This window comes from Saccharothrix sp., from assembly GCF_031180885.1.
Lineage (GTDB): Bacteria > Actinomycetota > Actinomycetes > Mycobacteriales > Pseudonocardiaceae > Actinosynnema.
The window spans coordinates 54024-72203 of sequence record NZ_JAPSLK010000034.1 but is presented as its reverse complement, the minus strand read 5'-3'; the positions used below and the strand labels follow the sequence as shown (position 1 = coordinate 72203).

Here is an 18180-nt window from a genome sequence, read left to right as displayed (position 1 = left end):
CGGGGTGCCCGGTGACCGAGATCCTGCTCAGCGTGCTGGGACTGGTCGCCGTCGTGGCGCTGACGATCGGCACGTTCATCGCCGTCGCCGCCGAGTTCTCGCTGACCGCGCTGGAGCGCAGCACCGTCGAGTCGCACGTCGCCACCGTGGGCGACGCCAAGGCCAAGACGGTGGAGAAGGCCCACCGGACGCTGTCGTTCCAGCTGTCCGGCTCGCAGTTGGCCATCACGTTCACCACGCTGATCACCGGTTTCATCGCCGAACCGGCCTTGGCCGAGCTGATCGCCCCCGCGCTGGGGCTGATCGGCGTGCCCGAGTCGGTGGCCCGGCCGGTGTCGCTGGTGGTCGCGCTCGCGCTGGCCACCGCGCTGTCGATGGTGTTCGGCGAGCTGGTCCCCAAGAACCTGGCCATCGCCAGGCCGCTGGAGACCGCGCGGGCCGTCGCGGGCATCCAGGCGGGGTTCTCGGCGGTGTTCCGCTGGCTGATCATCGGCCTCAACGGGGCGGCGAACTGGCTGGTCCGCAGGCTGGGCGTGGAACCGGCCGAGGAACTGGCGTCCGCCCGGTCCCCGCAGGAGCTGGGCGCGCTGATCCGCTCCAGCGCCGAACAGGGCACGATCGACGAGGGCACCGCCACCCTGTTGGACCGGTCTCTCCGGTTCGGCGACCGCACGGCGGACGAGCTGATGACGCCCCGCGTGCGCGTCGAGTCCCTCCGCGCCGACGCGACTGTGCTGGACCTGCTGGCCAAGGCGAGGGAAACCGGCTTTTCGAGGTTCCCGGTGCACAACGGCGACTTGGACGAGGTCCGCGGGATCGTGCACGTCAAACAGGCCTTCAACGTGCCCCGCAACCAACGCGCCACCACCCCCGTGTCGGCTTTGACCCGCCCCGTGCAGACCGTTCCCGAGACTTTGGAGGGCGACGCCCTGCTGGACCGCCTGCGCGCGTCCGGCCTGCAAACCGCGCTGGTCGTGGACGAGTACGGCGGCACGGCGGGCATGGTGACTTTGGAGGACCTGGTCGAGGAGATCGTCGGCGACGTCCGCGACGAGCACGACCGCCGCGAGGGCTCGCCGGTCCGGCCACTGGGTGCGGATGGTTGGCTCGTGTCGGGTCTGCTGCGCGACGACGAGGTGGCCGAGGCGACCGGTTTCCGCATGCCGGAGGGCGACTACGAGACCCTGGCGGGTCTGGTGCTGGCCAGGCTGGGCCGGATCCCGGACGTCGGTGACGAGATCCGCGTGGACGGCTGGCGGATCACCGTGGTGCAGATGGACCGGCACCGGGTGGCGGAGTTGCGGATGTCGCGGGTGGAGCCGGAGGTGGCGCGATGAGCGTCCTGATGATCCTGCTGCTCCTGACGGGCAACGCCTTCTTCGTCGGCGCCGAATTCGCCATCATCACCGCTCGGCGGGATCGGTTGGAGGCCTTGGCCGATCGGGGCAGTTCCCGGGCCCGGGTCGTCATGCGGGCTGGTCGCGAGCTGCCGTTGCTGATCGCCGGCGCCCAGTTGGGCATCACGCTGTGCTCGCTGGGGCTGGGCGCTTTGGGTGAGCCCGCCGTGGCGTCGATGCTGGAGGCCCCGTTCCACGCGGTTGGGCTGCCGCCGGCTTTGTTGCACGGTGTGGCGTTCGCGATCGCGCTCGTGATCGTGGTGGCTTTGCACACCGTGTTGGGCGAGATGGTGCCGAAGAACCTGGCCATCGCGGGTCCGGAGCGAACGGCGCTGCTGCTGGTGCCGGTGCACTACTGGTTCTGCAAGCTGGTCGCGCCGTTGTTGCGGGGTTTCACCGTTGTGTCGACGGCTGTGCTGCGGCTGGTCGGCGTGGTGCCGAAGGACGAGCTGGAGTCCGCGTACACGAGGGACGAGCTGGCGCTGCTGATCGCCCAGTCCCGGCAGGAGGGGTTGCTGGAGGACTCCGAGCACCGGCGGTTGACGCAGACGTTGTCGTCGGCGGAGCGGACGGTCGCCGACGTGCTGGTGCCGTTGGAGCGGGTGACGTCGGTGCCCGCGCGGCCGACGATCGGGGACGTCGAGGCGGCGGTTTCGGCGACCGGGTTCTCGCGGTTCCCGGTGCGGGACGACGGTGGGGTGTTGGTGGGGTATCTGCACGTGAAGGACGTGCTGGACCTGGCCGATGCGGACCCGTCCACGGTCTTGCCGGCGGACCGGGTGCGGGGGTTGCCGGAGGTCGGCGTCGAGGCGCGGTTGGACGAGGCGCTGACGGCGTTGCGGCGGGCGCAGAGCCACTTGGCGAAGGCTGTGACGGCGGAGGGGGAGGTGCGGGGCGTGGTGGCTTTGGAGGATTTGGTGGAGGAGTACGTGGGCACCGTCCGAGACGGCACCCACGTCTACCGCGACCTCTGACACCTTTCCTGCGTCGGCGGCTTTTGCTCTTCGCCACACCCTTCCGGGTTCGCCTTTCATCGTGAGAGTGCGCGGCGCGTTTTTTGGGCGCGATGCGCGTTCCTCCTCCGGGAGGGTGGAGCGCGTTCTGTTTTGACCCGCGAAGCGGGCATTTGAGCAGGTGAGCGGCGACCTAAAGATCAAAAGCGCCTCGCCGGCGGGCGGCGTGCGGCTGGAGGTGTCGGGCAGGGGCTGACTCGTGGCGTAGGTGGCACCGGATGGCACGGCGTGGCACCACATGGCACACGTTGGCACCACTTCAGGGTTGCAAGTGGTGCCAGGGTGATGCCATAGTTGTGCCATGGACCTCACGCCGTATGTCGAGAACCTTCGCCGCGAGCTCGCGGTAGCCGCCGAGGCCGTCGGTGACGAGGCCCGTGCCCTGGCCGACCGCCTCACCTCCCAGGTCGACTCCGCGACCCGCCTGACCCTCTTGGAAGCGCTTTCCACCGCCGCCGCCGAGATCACCCGCGACCTCGCCCCCGGCTCCGTGGACGTGCGACTGCGCGGACGGGACCCCGAGTTCGTGGTCAGCCCGCCGCCTGCCACGACCGAAGCGCCCCCGCAGCCGACTCCGCCGCCCCCGCCCGTGGACGACGACGGCGCGATGACGCGGATCAACCTCCGCCTGCCCGAGCACCTCAAGCAGCGCGTCGAGGAAGCCGCGGCCCAGGCCGGCATCTCGGTCAACGCCTGGCTGGTCCGCGCCGCCTCCTCCGCGCTCGACCAGGGCGTCCGCCAGCCCACCACGCACTTCGGCCAGCGCTACACCGGCTGGGTCCGGTAACCGCCCTACCAGCGCAAACAACTCCCAGACCCACTACCAGGGGACAGCCATGCCCATTTTCGCCACGCCCGAACCGATCTCCGTCACCCTCGAACTGATCGTCGGACCCACCCGGATCACGGCATCCGACCGGACCGACACCGTGGTCGAGGTGCGGCCGAGCGATCCGAACCGGGACGGGGACGTGAAGGCCGCCGACCAGACCCGGGTGGAGTTCGAGAACGGTCGGTTGCTGGTCAAGACGCCCAAGCCGCGCGGGATCTTCAACAAGGGCGGCTCGGTGGACGTCTCGATCGACCTGCCGGCCGGGTCCAGCGTCCGGGGGGACACGGCGTTGGGCGACCTCGACGCTCGTGGTCGGTTCGGCGAGTTCCGGTTCCGCAGTGCCACCGGGAACCTCCACGTCGACCGCACCGGGCCGCTGCGGTTGCGCACGGCGATGGGCAACGTCGGCGTCAACCACGTCACGGGCGAGGCCGACGTGCTGACCGGGTCCGGTGACCTGCGCGTCGAGCACGTCGACGGGAACGCCGTGATCAAGAACTCCAACGGGCGCACCAGCGTCGGCGAGGTCACCGGCGAGCTGCGCGTGAAGTCCGCGAACGGCGACATCTCCGTGGACCTCGCCCATTGCGACGCCACCGCCACCACCGCGAGCGGGAGCATCCGGATCGCCGAAGTCGTGCGGGGCAAGGTCGTCATGGAGACGTCCGTGGGCCAGCTGGAGATCGGCATCCGCAACGGCACCGCGGCGTGGTTGGACCTGGGCTCGGTGCTGGGCGCCGTGCACAACTCCCTGGAGGCCGCCGCGGCCCCCGATCCCGCCACCGAGACCGTCGAGGTCCGGGGGCGCACCGCGTACGGCGACATCGTGGTCCGCCGTGCCATCCCGATGAAGGAGGACGACTCATGACCGACCTCGCCGACCGGTGGGGCATCCACCCGGCGCAGTTCTGGCTGCGCGGTGAAGACCCCCCGAGCCCGGTCTCGTTCGACGAGCAGACCGGAATGTGGAACGTCTACGGGCACGAGGAGGCCTGCGCGGTCCTCGGTGACCCGAAGACCTTCTCCTCGGCCCACGTGAACGACCTCTTCCCGGTCCAGGTGGACCAGTCGCTGCGGGAGGGCAACCTCCTCGACATGGACCCGCCGGACCACCGCAAGCTGCGCAACCTGGTGAGCAAGGCCTTCTCCGGCAAGGTCGTGGCCGATCTGGAGCCCCGCATCACCGCCCTCACCCACGAACTGCTCGACCAGGTCGACACCGACCGCTTCGAGCTGGTCTCGGACCTCGCCTACCCGCTCCCGGTGATCGTGATCGCCGAACTGCTCGGCCTGCCGACGAGCGACCGCGGGCTGTTCCGCGAGTGGGTGGACAAGATGTTCGCCGAGACCAACCAGTTCTCCTTGAACGACAGCAAGGAGAAGATGGAACAGGACTTCGCCGCGGCGGTCGAGGGGTTCGCCCCGATGCAGGAGTACCTGAAGGAGCACATCCGGGCCCGGCGGGCCGACCCCGGTGACGACCTGATCTCCGGTCTCGTGCAGGCGGAGGTCGACGGGGAGCGCTTGAACGACAACGAGGTCGTCAACTTCTCCGTCGTGCTCCTGGTCGCCGGGCACGTCACCACCACCATGCTGCTGGGCAACACGACCCTGTGCTTGGACGCCCACCCCGCGCAGCGGGACCGGGTCCGCGCCGACCGGTCGCTGGTGCCGGTGGCGATCGAGGAGTCGCTGCGCTACTTCACCCCGTTCGCGGCTGTGGCGCGGGCCACGACCACGGACGTCACCGTTGGGGGACAACACATCCCGGCCGACCAGATGCTGATGGTCTGGTTGTCCGCGGCGAACCGGGACGCGCGCCGGTTCACCGACCCGCACCTGTTCGACGCCACGCGCGACCCCAACCCGCACATCGGCTTCGGCCGCGGCATCCACTTCTGCGTCGGCGCGCCGCTGGCCCGCCTCGAAGGCCGCGTCGCGGTGAACGCCCTGCTCGACCGCTTCCCCGGCCTGCGCGTGGACCCCGACCAGGCGCCCACGTTCATGCCCTCGCCCACGATGACGGGCGTCAAGACGCTGCCGCTGCGCGTCTGACCGATCTTCTTCCGCAGTACCTTCTGAGGGGAACCCATGACCATCTCGGCCTTCGGGCTGCGCAAAAACTTCGGCGACAAGGTCGTCCTCGACGGCATCGACCTGTCCGTCGCCGAGGGCACGGTCTTCTCGCTGCTCGGCCCGAACGGGGCGGGCAAGACCACCGCCGTGCAGATCCTGTCCACGCTCATCACCGCCGACGCGGGCGAGGTGCGCATCTGCGGCCACGACCTGCGGACCGACCCGGACGGCGTGCGCTCGGTGATCGGTGTGACCGGCCAGTTCTCCGCCGTCGACGGCCTGCTGACCGGCGAGGAGAACCTGAACCTGATGGCCGACCTGCGCCACCTGCCGCGCCGGGAGGGCAGGCGGCTGACCGCGCGGCTGATCGAGCGGTTCGACCTGGTGGAGGCGGCGCGCAAGCCCGCTTCGACCTGCTCCGGCGGGATGCGCCGGCGGCTGGACCTGGCGATGACGCTGGTCGGCGGGCCGCGGGTGATCTTCCTGGACGAGCCCACCACGGGTCTGGACCCGCGCAGCCGGCACGGGCTGTGGGACATCATCCGGGAACTGGTGGCGCAGGAGGGCGTCACGATCTTCCTGACCACGCAGTACCTGGAGGAGGCCGACCGGCTCGCGGACCGGATCGCGGTGCTGGACCACGGGAGGCTCGTCGCGCAGGGCACCGCGGAGGAGCTGAAGCGGTTGGTGCCCGGCGGTCACGTGAGCCTGCGGTTCGCCGACCTGTCCACTGTGGACCGCGCGGTGCGGGTGCTGGGCGGGGGCAGCCGGGACGACGGGGCGTTGACGGTGCAGGTGCCCGGCGACGGCGGTGTCCGGTCGCTGCGCGCGACGCTGGAACGGCTCGACCTGGCCGACATCGAGCCGGAGGGCCTGACCGTGCACACCCCCGACCTGGACGACGTGTTCTTCGCCCTCACCGGGCACCCGACCCCGCAGGAGAGCGCCCGATGAGCGCGACCGCTTTCGCCGACTCCATGACCATGCTGCGCCGGGACTTCAAGCACCAGCAGCGCTACCCGGTCATGGCGGTCTCCGGCCTGTTCGTGCCGGTGTTCATGATGCTGCTGTTCGTCTACGTGTTCGGCGGGGCGATGCTGACCACCGTCGGCAGCAGCACGTACGTGAACTACCTGGTGCCCGGCATCCTGGTGATGGCCGTGGGGTCAAGCAGCGCGGGCACCGCGATCGGCATCTGCGTCGACATGAACGAGGGGATCATCGCCCGGTTCCGGACCATGGCGATCGCCCGGGTGTCGGTGCTGACCGGGCAGGTGGTCGGGGCGGTGATCCGGACCATGGCCACGGTCGCCCTGGTGATCGGGGTCGCGCTGCTGATCGGGTTCCGGCCGCGGGCCTCGTTCGGCGAGTGGTTGCTGGCGGTGGCGGTGCTGCTGATGCTGACGCTGGCGTTGACGTGGCCGGCGGTGGCCGGCGGGTTGGCGGCGAAGAAGCCGGAGGGGGCCAACGGGTTCTCGCTGCCGATGCAGTTCCTGCCGTTCATCAGCAGCGCGTTCGTGCCGACCGAGTCGATGTCGCCGGCGGTGGCGTGGTTCGCCGAGCACCAGCCGTTCACCCCGGTGATCGACACGCTGCGGGGCGTGCTGAACGGGACGCCGATCGGCGACAGCGGGTGGTGGGCGATCGGCTGGTGCGCGCTGGCCGCGGCCGGCGGCTACCTGTGGTCGCGCAAGCTCTACAACCGCGACCCGGCCCGCTGACCAGGGGGGATGATGGGCGCGGGGGTGGCTCGGCCACCCCCGCGTCGTCGTGCGTGAACCCGATCGGCGCGGGCGACTGATAACAGGGCGAACGCCACACGCCCGAAAGGCCACCATGACGACAACCGATGCGGAGATCATCGAACGCTCCCGGCGGCAGCCGGAGGCGTTCGCCGAGATCTTCGACCGGCACGCACCGCACATCCAGCGGTACCTGGCCCGGCGGCTCGGCCGCGAGGTCGCGGACGACCTCGTCGCGGAGACGTTCCTCGCCGCGTTCGGCAAGCGGGAGCGCTACGACCTCGGCCGGGCCGACGCCCGGCCGTGGCTGTACGGGATCGCCACCAACCTCGTCGGCCAACACCGGCGCGACGAGGTCCGGCGGTTCCGGCTGCGCGAGGCCGCCGTGCCGGACGAGGCCGGACCCGCCGACCTGGTCGCCACCAGGGTCACCGCGCAGGCGCTGCGCGCTCCCCTGGCCGACGCCCTGGCCGCGCTGACCGCCGAGGACCGCGACGTGCTGCTGCTGGTCGCCTGGGAGGAGCTGAGCTACGAGGAGGTCGCCGGGGCGCTGTCCATCCCGGTCGGCACCGTCCGCTCCCGCCTCCACCGAGCCCGCCGCAAGGTCCGTGAGGCGCTCGGAAACCCCACCGCTCTCGAGGAGTTGCTGAGCAATGGATGACCTCAAGCTCGTCCGCGACCTGGCCGACGACACCCCCCTGCCCACCGCCGCCGACCTGGCACCCGCCCGGGCCCGCCTGATGACCGCCCTGGCCGCCGAACAGTCCCCCCGCACCCGCCGCAACCGCGGATTCGTGCTGGCCGGCGCGTCGACCCTCGCCGCCGCGGCAGCCGTCGCGGCCGTGGTCACGCTGGCCCCGGTGGACGTCGTCGGCGGCCCGGCCCCCGCGGTCGCCGGTGCGGCGGAGGTGCTCAACCAGGCCGCCGCGAAGGCCCGGACGGAGCCGTTCGTCGAACCCCGCCCCGACCAGTTCCTGTACGCCCGCTCGGCCGGGGGCGGCGAGTCGTGGCTGTCCGTGGACGGCACCCGGGACGGCGCGGTCAGCGGACCGGACGGCCTGACCCCGCTCCCCGGCTGCCGGGACGGCGTGCGCGCGGTGTACAAGGGCACCGCGATCCTGCCGAACCTGTCCGAGCCGTGCGAACCGGACCCCGCCTACAAGCGGGACCTCCCGACCACGGCCGACGAGATGCTGGCCTACCTGAACGCCACCGCCAGCGGCGGTCCGGGCAACATCAACGCGCGCGGCAAGGACGTCATGAACCTGGCCGGCTCGCTGGTCAAGCCGGACGCCAAGGCCGCCCTGTTCGAGGCCGCCGCGCGGGTGGAGGGCCTGGAGGTCGTCCGGAACACGCAGGACACCACCGGCCGGCCCGCCGTGGCCATCGAGTGGCCCGCCCCGGTGGCCCCGGGCGACAAGCCGCAGAAGACCACCCTGTACTTCGACCCGGCCACCTACGAGTACCTGGGCAACACCTGGGGCCCGGCCGAGGAGATGTCCATTGTGGACGCGGTGGGCCAGCGCCCCTGACCGGCGGGCACAGGGGACACCGGACTACGGTGTCCCCTGTGGAGCCGCACGAGGACCCCGAGGACTTCGACCCCGAGGACGACGACTTCGACCCGGAAGAGGACGACTTCGAGGACGAGGAAGAAGACGAGGACGACCTGTTCGGCGTCACCTCGGACGCCCGGACGATCTGCCACCTGTGCGGCGGGGCGGGCTTCGTCGCCCACCCGACCTCGGCCGTGATCGGCGGCGTGCCGAGAACTGTCGACAACGGCCGCGAGTGCCCCCACTGCCACGCAGCCCGCAAGTTCCCCGGCCTGGTCCCCCCGCTCTAGCCCTTTTGGCCGCGCAGCGGCTGCTTTTCGCTTTTCGCCGCGCAGCGGCCCCAACGCTTTTCGCCGCGCTCCGCGCGGCGGGCCGGGCTCCCAGCCACAGGTGGGGCCTCGGTTCCCCCACCGCATGGCCTGCCCGAAGGGCTACCACAGATTTCCCGGGTGCAGCCGAAATTTTTTGTGAGGAACGAGCAAAAAATCTCAGCGGCACCCGGGAAATCTGTGGTTGGCTTTGCCAGGCCATGCGGTGGCCATGCGGTGGGGAACCGACGCCCTTCCCCCCATCGGTGGCCTGCCCGCCGGCGAGGCGCTTTTGATCTTGAGGGCGCGCCAGCGCGTCCCTTGAGAGCGCGAAGCGCGTTCGAGCTTGAGAGCGCGGAGCATGGGCTAGGCGGCAGCCCGCTCCTCAACGGCCCGCTCCGCCGCCGCGAACGCCCGGGGCGACAACCCCAGCCAAGCCACCGCCAGCGCCCCCATCTGGACCACGGCCGCCATCACCCACACCGACCGCAGCCCCGTCCACGACGCCACCAACCCACCGGTCAACGCCCCGAGCGGCGTCAACCCCCACGCCAGCGCCCGGTGGCCGGTCAACACCCGCCCCAGCAGCGCGGACGGCGTGAACCGTTGCCGGCTGGACTGCGAGCACACGTTCCACACCATCACGATCGCCGTCGAGCTGAACAGCACCACCGCCACCGCCACCGGCCACGGCGGCACGACGGCGATCAGGGCGTTGGTCACCACCATGCCGACCTGGGCCCACCGCATCGACCACGAGTACCCGAGCCGCTCCACCACCCGGTGCACCACGAACGACACCGCCACCCACCCCGTGGCCATCGCGGCCAGCATCAGGCCGTAGCCGAACGACCCGAGCCCCAGCACCTCGTGCGCGTACAGCACGAACATCGCCATCACGGCACTCGCCGAGAACGACCCGAGCGCCACCGCGATCGTGATCGACAGCAGCAACCGCGTCCCGAACAGGAACTTCAAACCCTCCGCGATGTCCCGCAACGGGTGCTTGCCCGACGGCGCCGCCGGCCGGGACGGGATCCCCCGGCGCAGCACCAGAGCGGCCAACGCCGCCGCCACCGCCACCCCGGCCGGCGCCCCGAACCCCAACCCCACCAGCAACCCGCCGACCGGCGGCACGACGAACTGGACCACCCCGCGGTCGATCAGGATCAACCGCGTGTTGGCCGCCGCCAACCGGTCCGGCTCGACCACCTCCGGCACCAGAGCGCCACTGGCCCCGTCACCCAGCACCTGGGCCGAAGTCACGACAAAAGCCACCACCAGCAGCAACGGCAAGCTCAACAGCCCGGCGAACCCCGCCACCGCCAACGTGACCGCCGCCGCGCACTGCACCGCGTACGCGATCCCCAGCACGGTCGTTCGCCGCGCCCGGTCGATCAGCACGCCCGCGAACAGCGAGAACAGCAGCCACGGGGACTGCCCCACCACCTGCACCAACGACACTTCCCGCGGATCGGTCGTGATCGACACCGCCGCCAGCGGCAGCGCCGTCAACATCAACCCCTCAGCGACCGAACCCGACACCGCGACGGCTTGGAGCCGCACCCACCCCCTGGACATGACGATCACCCTGCCAACGCGGGTGGCGGGCACCGAACCTTTTAGTGTCAGATGAAGCGTGCCCTTCAGGTTCGCCGTCTCGCCGTTGTGGGAGACCGTCGCCGCGCTGCGCGTCCTGGCCGGCCCCTCCCCCGTCCACCAGCGCTGGACCGCCTGGGCGCAGCCGAAGCTGGCCGAACTCGGGCCGGACCCGACCCTGCTGACCACGTTGGCCACCATGCCGGTGGTGCCGGAGTTCCTGATCCCGACGCCGGGGGCGCGGTCGATGGACATGGACACCGAGCTGCACTGGCTGCCGCACGTCGCGCAGCCCGCGCGGGTGGCCGCCGCGCTGCCGGACGACCCGCGCCTGCGGCCCCTGCTGGACGACCAGGCCACCACCCTGACCGCCATCCTCGACCGGCTCCGGCAGGTGTACGACGCGGTCATCGCCCCGGTGTGGCCCCGGCTGGAGGACGTGCTGCAGAGCGACATCGAGCGCCGGGCGCGGCGGCTGGTGGACCTGGGCACGCCGACCGTGCTGGCCGAGCTGCACCCGGACGTGGCCCCGCACCCGGACGGCGTCGCGGTGTGGGGGCGGCCGGTGGTGGCGGGTGAGCGGGACCTCGTGCTCGTGCCGTCGGCGTTCATCTGGCCGGACGTCTACCTGCGGGACGGCCCCCGGCGGCTCGCGCTGTGCTACCCGGCGCACGGCCTGGGGTCGCTGTGGGAGCGCCGGCGCGCACCGGCCGACGACGCCCTGGCGCGTCTGGTCGGCCCCACCCGTGCCCGGATGCTGCAAGAGCTGAGCCGGCCCTCGACGGTGTCCGAGCTGGCCACGCGGCTCGGCGTGACGGTCGGGGCGGCGTCCCAGCACCTGGCCGTGCTGCGGGCCGCGGGCCTGGCCGTGAGCATGCGCGAAGGGCGCAAGGTCATCTCGATGCGCACGGACCTCGGTCAAGCGCTGGTCGAGGGCGAAATACGATAGGGGCATGGGGGTCGTCCTGCCGGAAGCCGAGTGGACCGCGCGACGCGACGCGCACGCGGCCCGCGTCCGCGCCTGGACGGGACCGCACCACGAGCGCAAGGCGCGCGGCGAGAAGCACCCCGTGCTGGACTTCCTGTTCTCCTACTACTCGCACCGGCCGTCCCGGCTGGAGCGCTGGCACCCCGGTCCGGGCGTCGTCCTCGAAGGCGACCAAGCCCGTGACTACCTGCGGTGGCCGCTGTACCAGGAGACCCCCGAAGGGGTGACGCTGGACGTCGAGGCCTTCGCCCGCGAACGGCGGTCCACGATCGACTTCACCCACCGGCTGCTCACCGCCACCGCCTCGCGCGCCCCGCGGCTGGGCTGCTTCGGCCTCCACGAGTGGGCGATGGTGTACCGGGCCGATCAGGTGCGGCACGAGGCGTGGCCGCTGCGGCTCGGTTCACAAGGCACGGACCACGTGGTCGAAACGCACAAGATCCAGTGCAGCCACTTCGACGCCTACCGGTTCTTCACCCCCGAAGCGCGCCCGCTCAACGCGCTGCGCCCCACCCGTGAGCGGCAGGTCGAACTGGAGCAGCCGGGCTGCCTCCACGTGTCCATGGACCTGTTCAAGTGGAGTTACAAGCTCGACCCGGCGACACCGTCCGAGCTGATGGCGGACTGCTTCGACCTCGCCCTCCGGGTCCGCGAGCTGGACATGCGCGCCAGCCCCTATGACCTGGGCAAACTCGGCTACGAGCCGATCGCGGTGGAGACCGCCGAGGGACGGGCCGAGTACGTCCGGCGGCAGCACGCGTTCGCCGAGGCCGCCGCCCCGCTGCGGGCGGCGCTGATCGAGCTGACCCGGACGTTCCTCGACGCACCCGTAACGGCGTCATAACTCGACGTCACTTCACCCGGTCCCCAGACTTCACCTGTTAGCGTGACGCCGGTCGGGATACGCCATACCGGAAGTCGGACGTTCGAGAGGGAAGACGATGTCTCGACACCGCGCGCTGCGGACGAAGGTGCGGCGCGGGATCGCCAAGTGGCCGGTCGCCATCCTGGGCGTGGTCGTGCTGCTGTTCCTCGGGTACTTCGCGTGGACGTGGGTCGCCGGGATCGTGGACCGGCGCGCCGCCGCCGTCGCCGGTGACTGCCGCGAGGGTGACGCCGTGCTGCGCGTCGCCGCCACCCCCAGCGTCGCCGAGGCCGTGCGCGAGGTCGCGCGGGCGTGGGCCAAGCAGCGCCCGGTCGTCTACGACCACTGCATCCGCCCCGAGGTGCAGGCGATCGACTCCGAACTGGTCCTCGAAGGCCTCACCCAGGGCTGGGACGAGGGCAAGCTCAACGCCAAGCCGCACGCGTGGATCACCGACTCGACGCTGTGGGCCAACCGGCTCGGCGCGCAGAACCGGGCCCTGATCGGCGCGCAGCCGGAGTCCGTCGCGGCCAGCCCCGTGCTGCTCGCGCTGACCCAGGACGCCGCGTCGGCGGTGCAGTCCGGCGCCGGGTTCCGGTGGACCGACCTGCCCGACGTGACCGCGACAGCGGGCGGCTGGGCGCGGTTCGGCAAGCCCGAGTGGGGCGACTTCAAGATCGCCATGCCCGACCCGGCGACCAACGCCGCGACCGCGATGGCGGTCCAGTCCGCGCTGGCCGGCGCGTCCCCGGACGGCAAGGGCCCGGTCACCACGGACATGCTCGCGCTGGACCCGGTGAAGGACACCCTGGTCCGGCTGACCGCGTCCAAGCCCGCGCAGACCCCCGCGAGCACGTGGGAGGCGCTGTCGCTGCTGGCCGACAAGCCCGAGGTGAACGCGGCGGGCTTCTCGGCGGTCCCGGTGTTCGAGGTCGACCTGTACCGGCACAACACCGGCAAGGACAGCGGCACACCCCCGTTGCGGCCCCTGTACGGGGTGGCGGCGGGCGGCCCGTCCCCGGTGGCGGACTTCCCCTTCGTGCCGCTCGCCGGTGACTGGGTCGGCGAGGCGCAGGTGCGCGCGGCCCAGGCGTTCCGCGAGTTCCTGCTGGAGCCCGACCAGCAGAAGCTGCTCGCCGCGGCGGGCCTGCGGGTGGACGCCACCACCGAGCGGCCCAAGCCGTCGCCGGGCCTGCGCTGGCCCACCATGACCGACAAGCTCGTGCCGGCCGACGCGAACACCACCCAGCAGATCTCCGCCGCGTGGGCCACCGCCGACAACGGCCAGGTGGTGACCGTGCTGGTGGACTCGTCCAAGTCCATGGGCGAGCCGGGCGGCGAGGGCCGGTCGCGCATCGAGTGGGTGCGGTCGGCGTTGACCGGGCAGATCAACCGTTCGGTGTCCGGGTCGCTGGGCCTGTGGGAGTTCTCCAGCGGTTTGGCCGGCGACAAGCCGTACCGGCAGCTGGTCGCGCCCGGTCCCGTGGTGGCGCAGAAGCAGCAGTTGCTGGACGGGGTCGCGGGCCTCAAGCCGCAGAACGCGACGCACCTGTACTCCAGCCTGGCCGCGCTGTACAAGCAGGCGGTGGCGGAGTTCCAGGCGGGCAAGCGGAACCGGATCATCGTGCTGACCGACAGCCCCAACGACGGCGGTTTGACGTTGGCGCAGCTCAAGTCCGAGCTGGCGGGCGCGAGGCAGGAGGGGCGCGAGGTGGTGGTGTCGATCATCGCGATCGGCTCCGACCCGGAGCGCCAGCCGCTCTCGGAGATCGCCCGGTCGACCGGCGGGACGCTGTCGGTGGTCGAGGACGGTCGCGGCGTGGACGCGGCGCTGGGTCAGCTGCTGTCGGAGTCGCGGTAGAGGCGGACGGTCTCCTCCAGCCTCGCCTTGACCCGTTCCCGGAGTTCGCGCGGTGCGACCACTTCCGCTTCCGGGCCGAGTCGGAGGGCGTCGAACAGCGCATGGTCGAGTGACTCCGTGGGGATCTCCACGGTAGTCCACTCCCCTTGCGGCACAACGCCTTCGAGTGCTCTCAAAGCAGCCAGGCCGAGCAGGGCCCGCGCCGCCCGCAGCCCCGCTTCGGTGACCCTCACGGTGACCCTTTCCGGGTACATCCGCTCCTCGAACTGCTTGGACCACTCGGCCCAGAAGGCGACCAGGTCGAAGTCTTCCGGGCGCTGGAAGGGTTCTTCGGTGGGTTCGAGGGCTTCAACCCGGGCGACCCGGTAGGTGCGCGCCTGCCCGTCCGACTCGGCCACCAGGTACCAAAGCCCCGCCTTGAGCACGAGCCCCAGCGGCCCCACCGTCCGCTCGACGACTTGGTTGCCCCACCTCCGGTACCGCAGGCGGAGCTTCTTCGGATTCCACACCGCGTCCGCGATGTCGGCGAGGAACGGCATGTCCTCGCTCTGCCGGAACCACCCGCCCGCGTCCAGGTGGAACCTCTCCCGAATCCGTCCCGCCCGAGACCTGAGTTCCGGCGGCAGGGCCGCCAACACCTTGAGCTGCGCCGCCGCGACCACCGTGCCGAGGCCGAGTTCGGCCGCCGGCCCCGGCATCCCCGCGAAGAACAACGACTCCGCTTCCTCGCCGGTCAGCCCCGTGAGCCGGGTGCGGTAGCCGTCGAGGAGCTGGTAACCGCCTGCCGGTCCGCGGTCGGCGTAGACGGGGACCCCGGCGGCGCTGAGCGCTTCGACGTCCCGGTAGACGGTGCGGACGGAGACTTCCAGCTCGTCGGCCAGTTCCTGCGCCGTCATCCGGCCCCTGGTCTGGAGGAGCAGGAGGAGCGAGAGCAGACGTCCGGCGCGCACCGGTTCTTTGTACCTGACAGGACTTGTCAGCTTCTAGATGCGTGGGGCCCCGTGCCGGGAAGCACGGGGCCGTCGAAGTCAGCCGATCAGCTGTGGTACGCCGACAGCGGCGGGCAGGAGCAGACCAGGTTGCGGTCGCCCTTGGCACCGTCGATGCGGCGGACCGGGGGCCAGATCTTCGGGGCGTTCGTGCCCGCCGGGAAGGCGGCCACCTCGCGGCTGTACGGGTGGGTCCACTCGCCGGTCGTCACGCTGGCGGCGGTGTGCGGGGCGTTGCGCAGCGGGTTGTCGTCGGCCGGCCACTCGCCCGCGCCCACCCGGTCGATCTCGCCCTTGATCGCGATCATGGCGTCGATGAACCGGTCGATCTCGGCCAGGTCCTCGCTCTCCGTCGGCTCCACCATCAGGGTGCCGGCGACGGGGAACGACATGGTCGGCGCGTGGATGCCGTAGTCCGCCAGGCGCTTGGCCACGTCGTCCACGGTCACGCCGGTCGCCTTGGTGATCGGCCGCAGGTCGAGGATGCACTCGTGGGCGACGAAACCGCCCTCGCCGGTGTACAGGACCGGGAAGTGCTCGTCGAGCCGCCGGGCCACGTAGTTCGCCGCCGCCACCGCGGTCAGGGTCGCGCGGCGCAGGCCGTCGGCGCCCATCATGCGGACGTACGCCCACGAGATCGGCAGGATCGACGCCGAACCCCACGGCGCGGCGCTGATCGGGCCGACGCCCGTCGCCGGACCGGCGGTCGGCTGGAGCGGGTGGTTGGGCAGGAACGGCGCCAGGTGCGAGCGCACGCCGATCGGGCCGACGCCCGGGCCGCCACCGCCGTGCGGGATGCAGAACGTCTTGTGCAGGTTCAGGTGCGACACGTCCGACCCGAACTTGCCGTACTGCGCCAGGCCGATCAGGGCGTTGAGGTTCGCGCCGTCCACGTACACCTGGCCGCCGGCGTCGTGCACCAGGCCGCACACCTCGCGCACGGTGTCCTCGTAGACGCCGTGCGTCGACGGGTACGTGATCATGATCGCGGCCAGGTCGTCGCGGTGTTCGTCCACCACGGCACGCAGGTGGTCCATGTCGATGTTGCCCTGGTCGTCGCACTTCACGACCACGACCCGCATCCCGGCCATGACCGCGGACGCGGCGTTGGTGCCGTGCGCCGACGACGGGATCAGGCAGACGTCGCGCTCCGCGTGGCCCTGCGCGCGGTGGTAGGCGCGGATCGCCAGGAGACCCGCGAACTCGCCCTGGCTGCCCGCGTTCGGCTGGATGGACACGGCGTCGTACCCGGTCACCTCGACCAGCCAGCGCTCCAGGTCGGCGACCAGCGACAGCAGGCCCTCGGCGTCCTCGACGGGCGCGAACGGGTGCAGGTTGGCGAACTCCGGCCAGGTCACCGGCTCCATCTCGGCGGTCGCGTTGAGCTTCATCGTGCACGAGCCCAGCGGGATCATGCTGCGGTCCAGCGCGACGTCCTTGTCCGACAGCTTGCGCAGGTAGCGCAGCATCGCGGTCTCGGAGCGGTGCGAGTGGAAGACCGGATGGGTCAGGAAGTCGCTGGTGCGGCGCAGGTCGGCGGGGATGCCGTCGGCGGTGTCGACGTCCAGGCCGTCCACGTCGGCGACGGTCACGCCGAACGCCTTCCACACCTTCTCCAGGTCGCCCCGGGTGGTGGTCTCGTCGCACGCGATCGAGACGGTGTCCGCGTCCACCTGCCACAGGTTGATGCCCAGGTCGCGGGCGGTGGCGACGACCTCCGCGGCACGGCCCTCGACGCGGGCGCGGACGGTGTCGAAGAACTCGCCGTGCACGACCTCCACGCCGTTCTCGCACAGGCCCGCGGCGAGCACGGTGGCCAGGCGGTGGGTGCGGGTCGCGATGGCGCGCAGGCCGTCCGGGCCGTGGTAGACCGCGTACATCGACGCCATCACGGCCAGCAGGACCTGCGCGGTGCAGATGTTGCTGGTCGCCTTCTCGCGGCGGATGTGCTGCTCGCGGGTCTGCAGCGCGAGCCGGTAGGCCAGGTTGCCGTCCGCGTCCACGGACACGCCGACCAACCGGCCGGGCAGCTGCCGCTCCAGGCCCTGGCGGACGGCCATGTACCCGGCGTGCGGCCCGCCGAAGCCGATCGGCACGCCGAAGCGCTGGGTGGTGCCGACGACGACGTCCGCGCCGATCTCGCCCGGCGGGCGCAGCAGCGTCAGGGCCAGCAGGTCCGCGGCGAACACGGCCTGCGCGCCGGCCGCGTGGATCTCCTCGACCAGCGCCTTGTGGTCGCGGACGACGCCGGACGCGCCCGGGTAGGACAGCAGCACGCCGAAGAAGTCGCCGCCCAGGCCAAGCCCCTCCAGGCCCTGCGACAGGTCGGCGGTGACGATCTCGATGCCCAGCGGCTCGGCGCGGGTCTCGATGACGGCCAGCGTCTGCGGCAGCGTGTCCTCGTCGACGACGAACTTGGTGGACTTGCTGCGCCCGGCGCGGCGGACCAGGGTCATCGCCTCGGCGGCGGCGGTGGACTCGTCGAGCATGGACGCGTTGGCCAGCGGCAGGCCGGTCAGGTCGCCGACCATGGTCTGGAAGTTGAGCAGCGCTTCGAGGCGGCCCTGGGAGATCTCGGGCTGGTAGGGCGTGTAGGCCGTGTACCAGGCGGGGCTTTCCAGGACGTTGCGGCGGATGACCGGCGGGGTGTGGGTGCCGTAGTAGCCCATGCCGATCATCTGGGTGAGCGGCTTGTTGCGGGCGGCGAGGGCGCGCAGCTCGGCCAGGGCCTCGGTCTCGGTGGCGGGCGCGGGCAGGTCCAGCACCAGTTCGCGCTCCCGGATCGACTCCGGCACCGCGCGCTGCGCCAGTTCCTCCAGGGAGCCGACGCCGATGACGTCCAGGATGCGGGCCAGTTCGGCCGGCCGCGGGCCGACGTGCCGGTCGGCGAAGGGGGTGCCGTGCTCAAGGGCGGCGAGGGGGATGCGGTCCTGCGTCATATAAGGCGCCTTTCG

The 18180-nt window shown here is 71.5% G+C and carries 16 protein-coding genes; 13 read left to right on the top strand and 3 right to left on the bottom strand.

Going from position 1 to position 18180, the window contains the following annotated elements; genetic code table 11:
• The first annotated feature begins 11 nt into the window (after nt 1-11).
• The 10 genes from RIN75_RS29690 (at nt 12) to RIN75_RS29645 (ending at nt 8906) form a co-directional block, all read left to right on the top strand.
• On the top strand, nt 12-1337 hold the full coding sequence (locus RIN75_RS29690) for a hemolysin family protein (RefSeq protein ID WP_309115339.1): 1326 nt from the start codon (nt 12-14) through the stop codon (nt 1335-1337).
• Complete coding sequence (locus RIN75_RS29685; protein WP_309115338.1) at nt 1334-2371, top strand: hemolysin family protein; 1038 nt, start codon at nt 1334-1336, stop codon at nt 2369-2371. The genes RIN75_RS29690 and RIN75_RS29685 overlap by 4 nt, the downstream gene beginning before the upstream one ends.
• A gap of 340 nt (nt 2372-2711) precedes the next feature.
• Nucleotides 2712-3197 carry a toxin-antitoxin system HicB family antitoxin gene (locus RIN75_RS29680; RefSeq protein ID WP_309115337.1) on the top strand — a complete coding sequence of 162 codons (486 nt, stop codon included), beginning with the start codon at nt 2712-2714 and terminating at the stop codon, nt 3195-3197.
• A gap of 49 nt (nt 3198-3246) precedes the next feature.
• Nucleotides 3247-4110: a DUF4097 family beta strand repeat-containing protein gene (locus tag RIN75_RS29675; protein WP_309115336.1), complete on the top strand. Its 864-nt coding sequence runs from the start codon at nt 3247-3249 to the stop codon at nt 4108-4110.
• The gene (locus RIN75_RS29670; RefSeq protein ID WP_309115335.1) at nt 4107-5297 is read left to right on the top strand and encodes a cytochrome P450; all 1191 of its coding nucleotides are present in this window, start codon (nt 4107-4109) and stop codon (nt 5295-5297) included. Before RIN75_RS29675 ends, RIN75_RS29670 begins: the two co-directional genes overlap by 4 nt.
• Before the next feature lie 36 nt (nt 5298-5333).
• Entirely contained in the window at nt 5334-6272 is a 939-nt protein-coding gene (locus tag RIN75_RS29665; RefSeq protein ID WP_309115334.1) for an ATP-binding cassette domain-containing protein, read from the top strand.
• A complete protein-coding gene (locus RIN75_RS29660) occupies nt 6269-7039 on the top strand; it encodes an ABC transporter permease (protein ID WP_309115333.1) in 771 nt (256 codons plus the stop codon). Before RIN75_RS29665 ends, RIN75_RS29660 begins: the two co-directional genes overlap by 4 nt.
• Nucleotides 7040-7154: 115 nt before the next feature.
• Nucleotides 7155-7721, top strand: a complete 567-nt coding sequence (locus tag RIN75_RS29655; RefSeq protein WP_309115332.1) for an RNA polymerase sigma factor — start codon at nt 7155-7157, stop codon at nt 7719-7721.
• Entirely contained in the window at nt 7714-8592 is an 879-nt protein-coding gene (locus RIN75_RS29650) for a CU044_5270 family protein (protein ID WP_309115331.1), read from the top strand. The genes RIN75_RS29655 and RIN75_RS29650 overlap by 8 nt, the downstream gene beginning before the upstream one ends.
• Before the next feature lie 38 nt (nt 8593-8630).
• Nucleotides 8631-8906 (top strand): hypothetical protein, encoded by a 276-nt coding sequence (locus RIN75_RS29645; RefSeq protein WP_309115330.1) that lies wholly within the window; start codon nt 8631-8633, stop codon nt 8904-8906.
• A 384-nt stretch (nt 8907-9290) separates the two neighbouring features.
• On the opposite strand, the gene RIN75_RS29640 is transcribed toward RIN75_RS29645, so the two are convergent.
• Nucleotides 9291-10505: an MFS transporter gene (locus tag RIN75_RS29640; RefSeq protein ID WP_309115329.1), complete on the bottom strand. Its 1215-nt coding sequence runs from the start codon at nt 10503-10505 to the stop codon at nt 9291-9293.
• A gap of 58 nt (nt 10506-10563) precedes the next feature.
• On the opposite strand from RIN75_RS29640, the gene RIN75_RS29635 reads away from it, so the two are divergent.
• The 3 genes from RIN75_RS29635 (at nt 10564) to RIN75_RS29625 (ending at nt 14237) form a co-directional block, all read left to right on the top strand.
• Nucleotides 10564-11472, top strand: coding sequence for a helix-turn-helix domain-containing protein (locus tag RIN75_RS29635; protein ID WP_309115328.1), 909 nt, complete (start codon nt 10564-10566; stop codon nt 11470-11472).
• 4 nt (nt 11473-11476) lie between these two features.
• A complete protein-coding gene (locus RIN75_RS29630) occupies nt 11477-12355 on the top strand; it encodes a 3-methyladenine DNA glycosylase (RefSeq protein ID WP_309115327.1) in 879 nt (292 codons plus the stop codon).
• Nucleotides 12356-12452: 97 nt separating this feature from the next.
• Nucleotides 12453-14237, top strand: a complete 1785-nt coding sequence (locus RIN75_RS29625; protein WP_309115326.1) for a substrate-binding domain-containing protein — start codon at nt 12453-12455, stop codon at nt 14235-14237.
• Here the strand turns inward: RIN75_RS29625 and RIN75_RS29620 are convergent.
• Nucleotides 14213-15187 (bottom strand): YafY family protein, encoded by a 975-nt coding sequence (locus RIN75_RS29620; RefSeq protein WP_309115325.1) that lies wholly within the window; start codon nt 15185-15187, stop codon nt 14213-14215. The genes RIN75_RS29625 and RIN75_RS29620 overlap by 25 nt on opposite strands.
• A gap of 86 nt (nt 15188-15273) precedes the next feature.
• On the bottom strand, nt 15274-18165 hold the full coding sequence (gene gcvP, locus RIN75_RS29615; protein ID WP_309115324.1) for an aminomethyl-transferring glycine dehydrogenase: 2892 nt from the start codon (nt 18163-18165) through the stop codon (nt 15274-15276).
• Between the last annotated feature and the right edge of the window lie 15 nt (nt 18166-18180).

What these genes read in the sequence shown, in the direction of transcription:
- RIN75_RS29685 (WP_309115338.1), top strand. Translation starts at nt 1,334, where the DNA reads ATGAGCGTCCTGATGATCCTGCTGCTCCTGACGGGCAACGCCTTCTTC.
- RIN75_RS29680 (WP_309115337.1), top strand. Translation starts at nt 2,712, where the DNA reads ATGGACCTCACGCCGTATGTCGAGAACCTTCGCCGCGAGCTCGCGGTA.
- RIN75_RS29675 (WP_309115336.1), top strand. Translation starts at nt 3,247, where the DNA reads ATGCCCATTTTCGCCACGCCCGAACCGATCTCCGTCACCCTCGAACTG.
- RIN75_RS29670 (WP_309115335.1), top strand. Translation starts at nt 4,107, where the DNA reads ATGACCGACCTCGCCGACCGGTGGGGCATCCACCCGGCGCAGTTCTGG.
- RIN75_RS29665 (WP_309115334.1), top strand. Translation starts at nt 5,334, where the DNA reads ATGACCATCTCGGCCTTCGGGCTGCGCAAAAACTTCGGCGACAAGGTC.
- RIN75_RS29660 (WP_309115333.1), top strand. Translation starts at nt 6,269, where the DNA reads ATGAGCGCGACCGCTTTCGCCGACTCCATGACCATGCTGCGCCGGGAC.
- RIN75_RS29655 (WP_309115332.1), top strand. Translation starts at nt 7,155, where the DNA reads ATGACGACAACCGATGCGGAGATCATCGAACGCTCCCGGCGGCAGCCG.
- RIN75_RS29650 (WP_309115331.1), top strand. Translation starts at nt 7,714, where the DNA reads ATGGATGACCTCAAGCTCGTCCGCGACCTGGCCGACGACACCCCCCTG.
- RIN75_RS29640 (WP_309115329.1), bottom strand. Translation starts at nt 10,505, where the DNA reads ATGTCCAGGGGGTGGGTGCGGCTCCAAGCCGTCGCGGTGTCGGGTTCG.
- RIN75_RS29630 (WP_309115327.1), top strand. Translation starts at nt 11,477, where the DNA reads ATGGGGGTCGTCCTGCCGGAAGCCGAGTGGACCGCGCGACGCGACGCG.
- RIN75_RS29625 (WP_309115326.1), top strand. Translation starts at nt 12,453, where the DNA reads ATGTCTCGACACCGCGCGCTGCGGACGAAGGTGCGGCGCGGGATCGCC.
- gcvP (WP_309115324.1), bottom strand. Translation starts at nt 18,165, where the DNA reads ATGACGCAGGACCGCATCCCCCTCGCCGCCCTTGAGCACGGCACCCCC.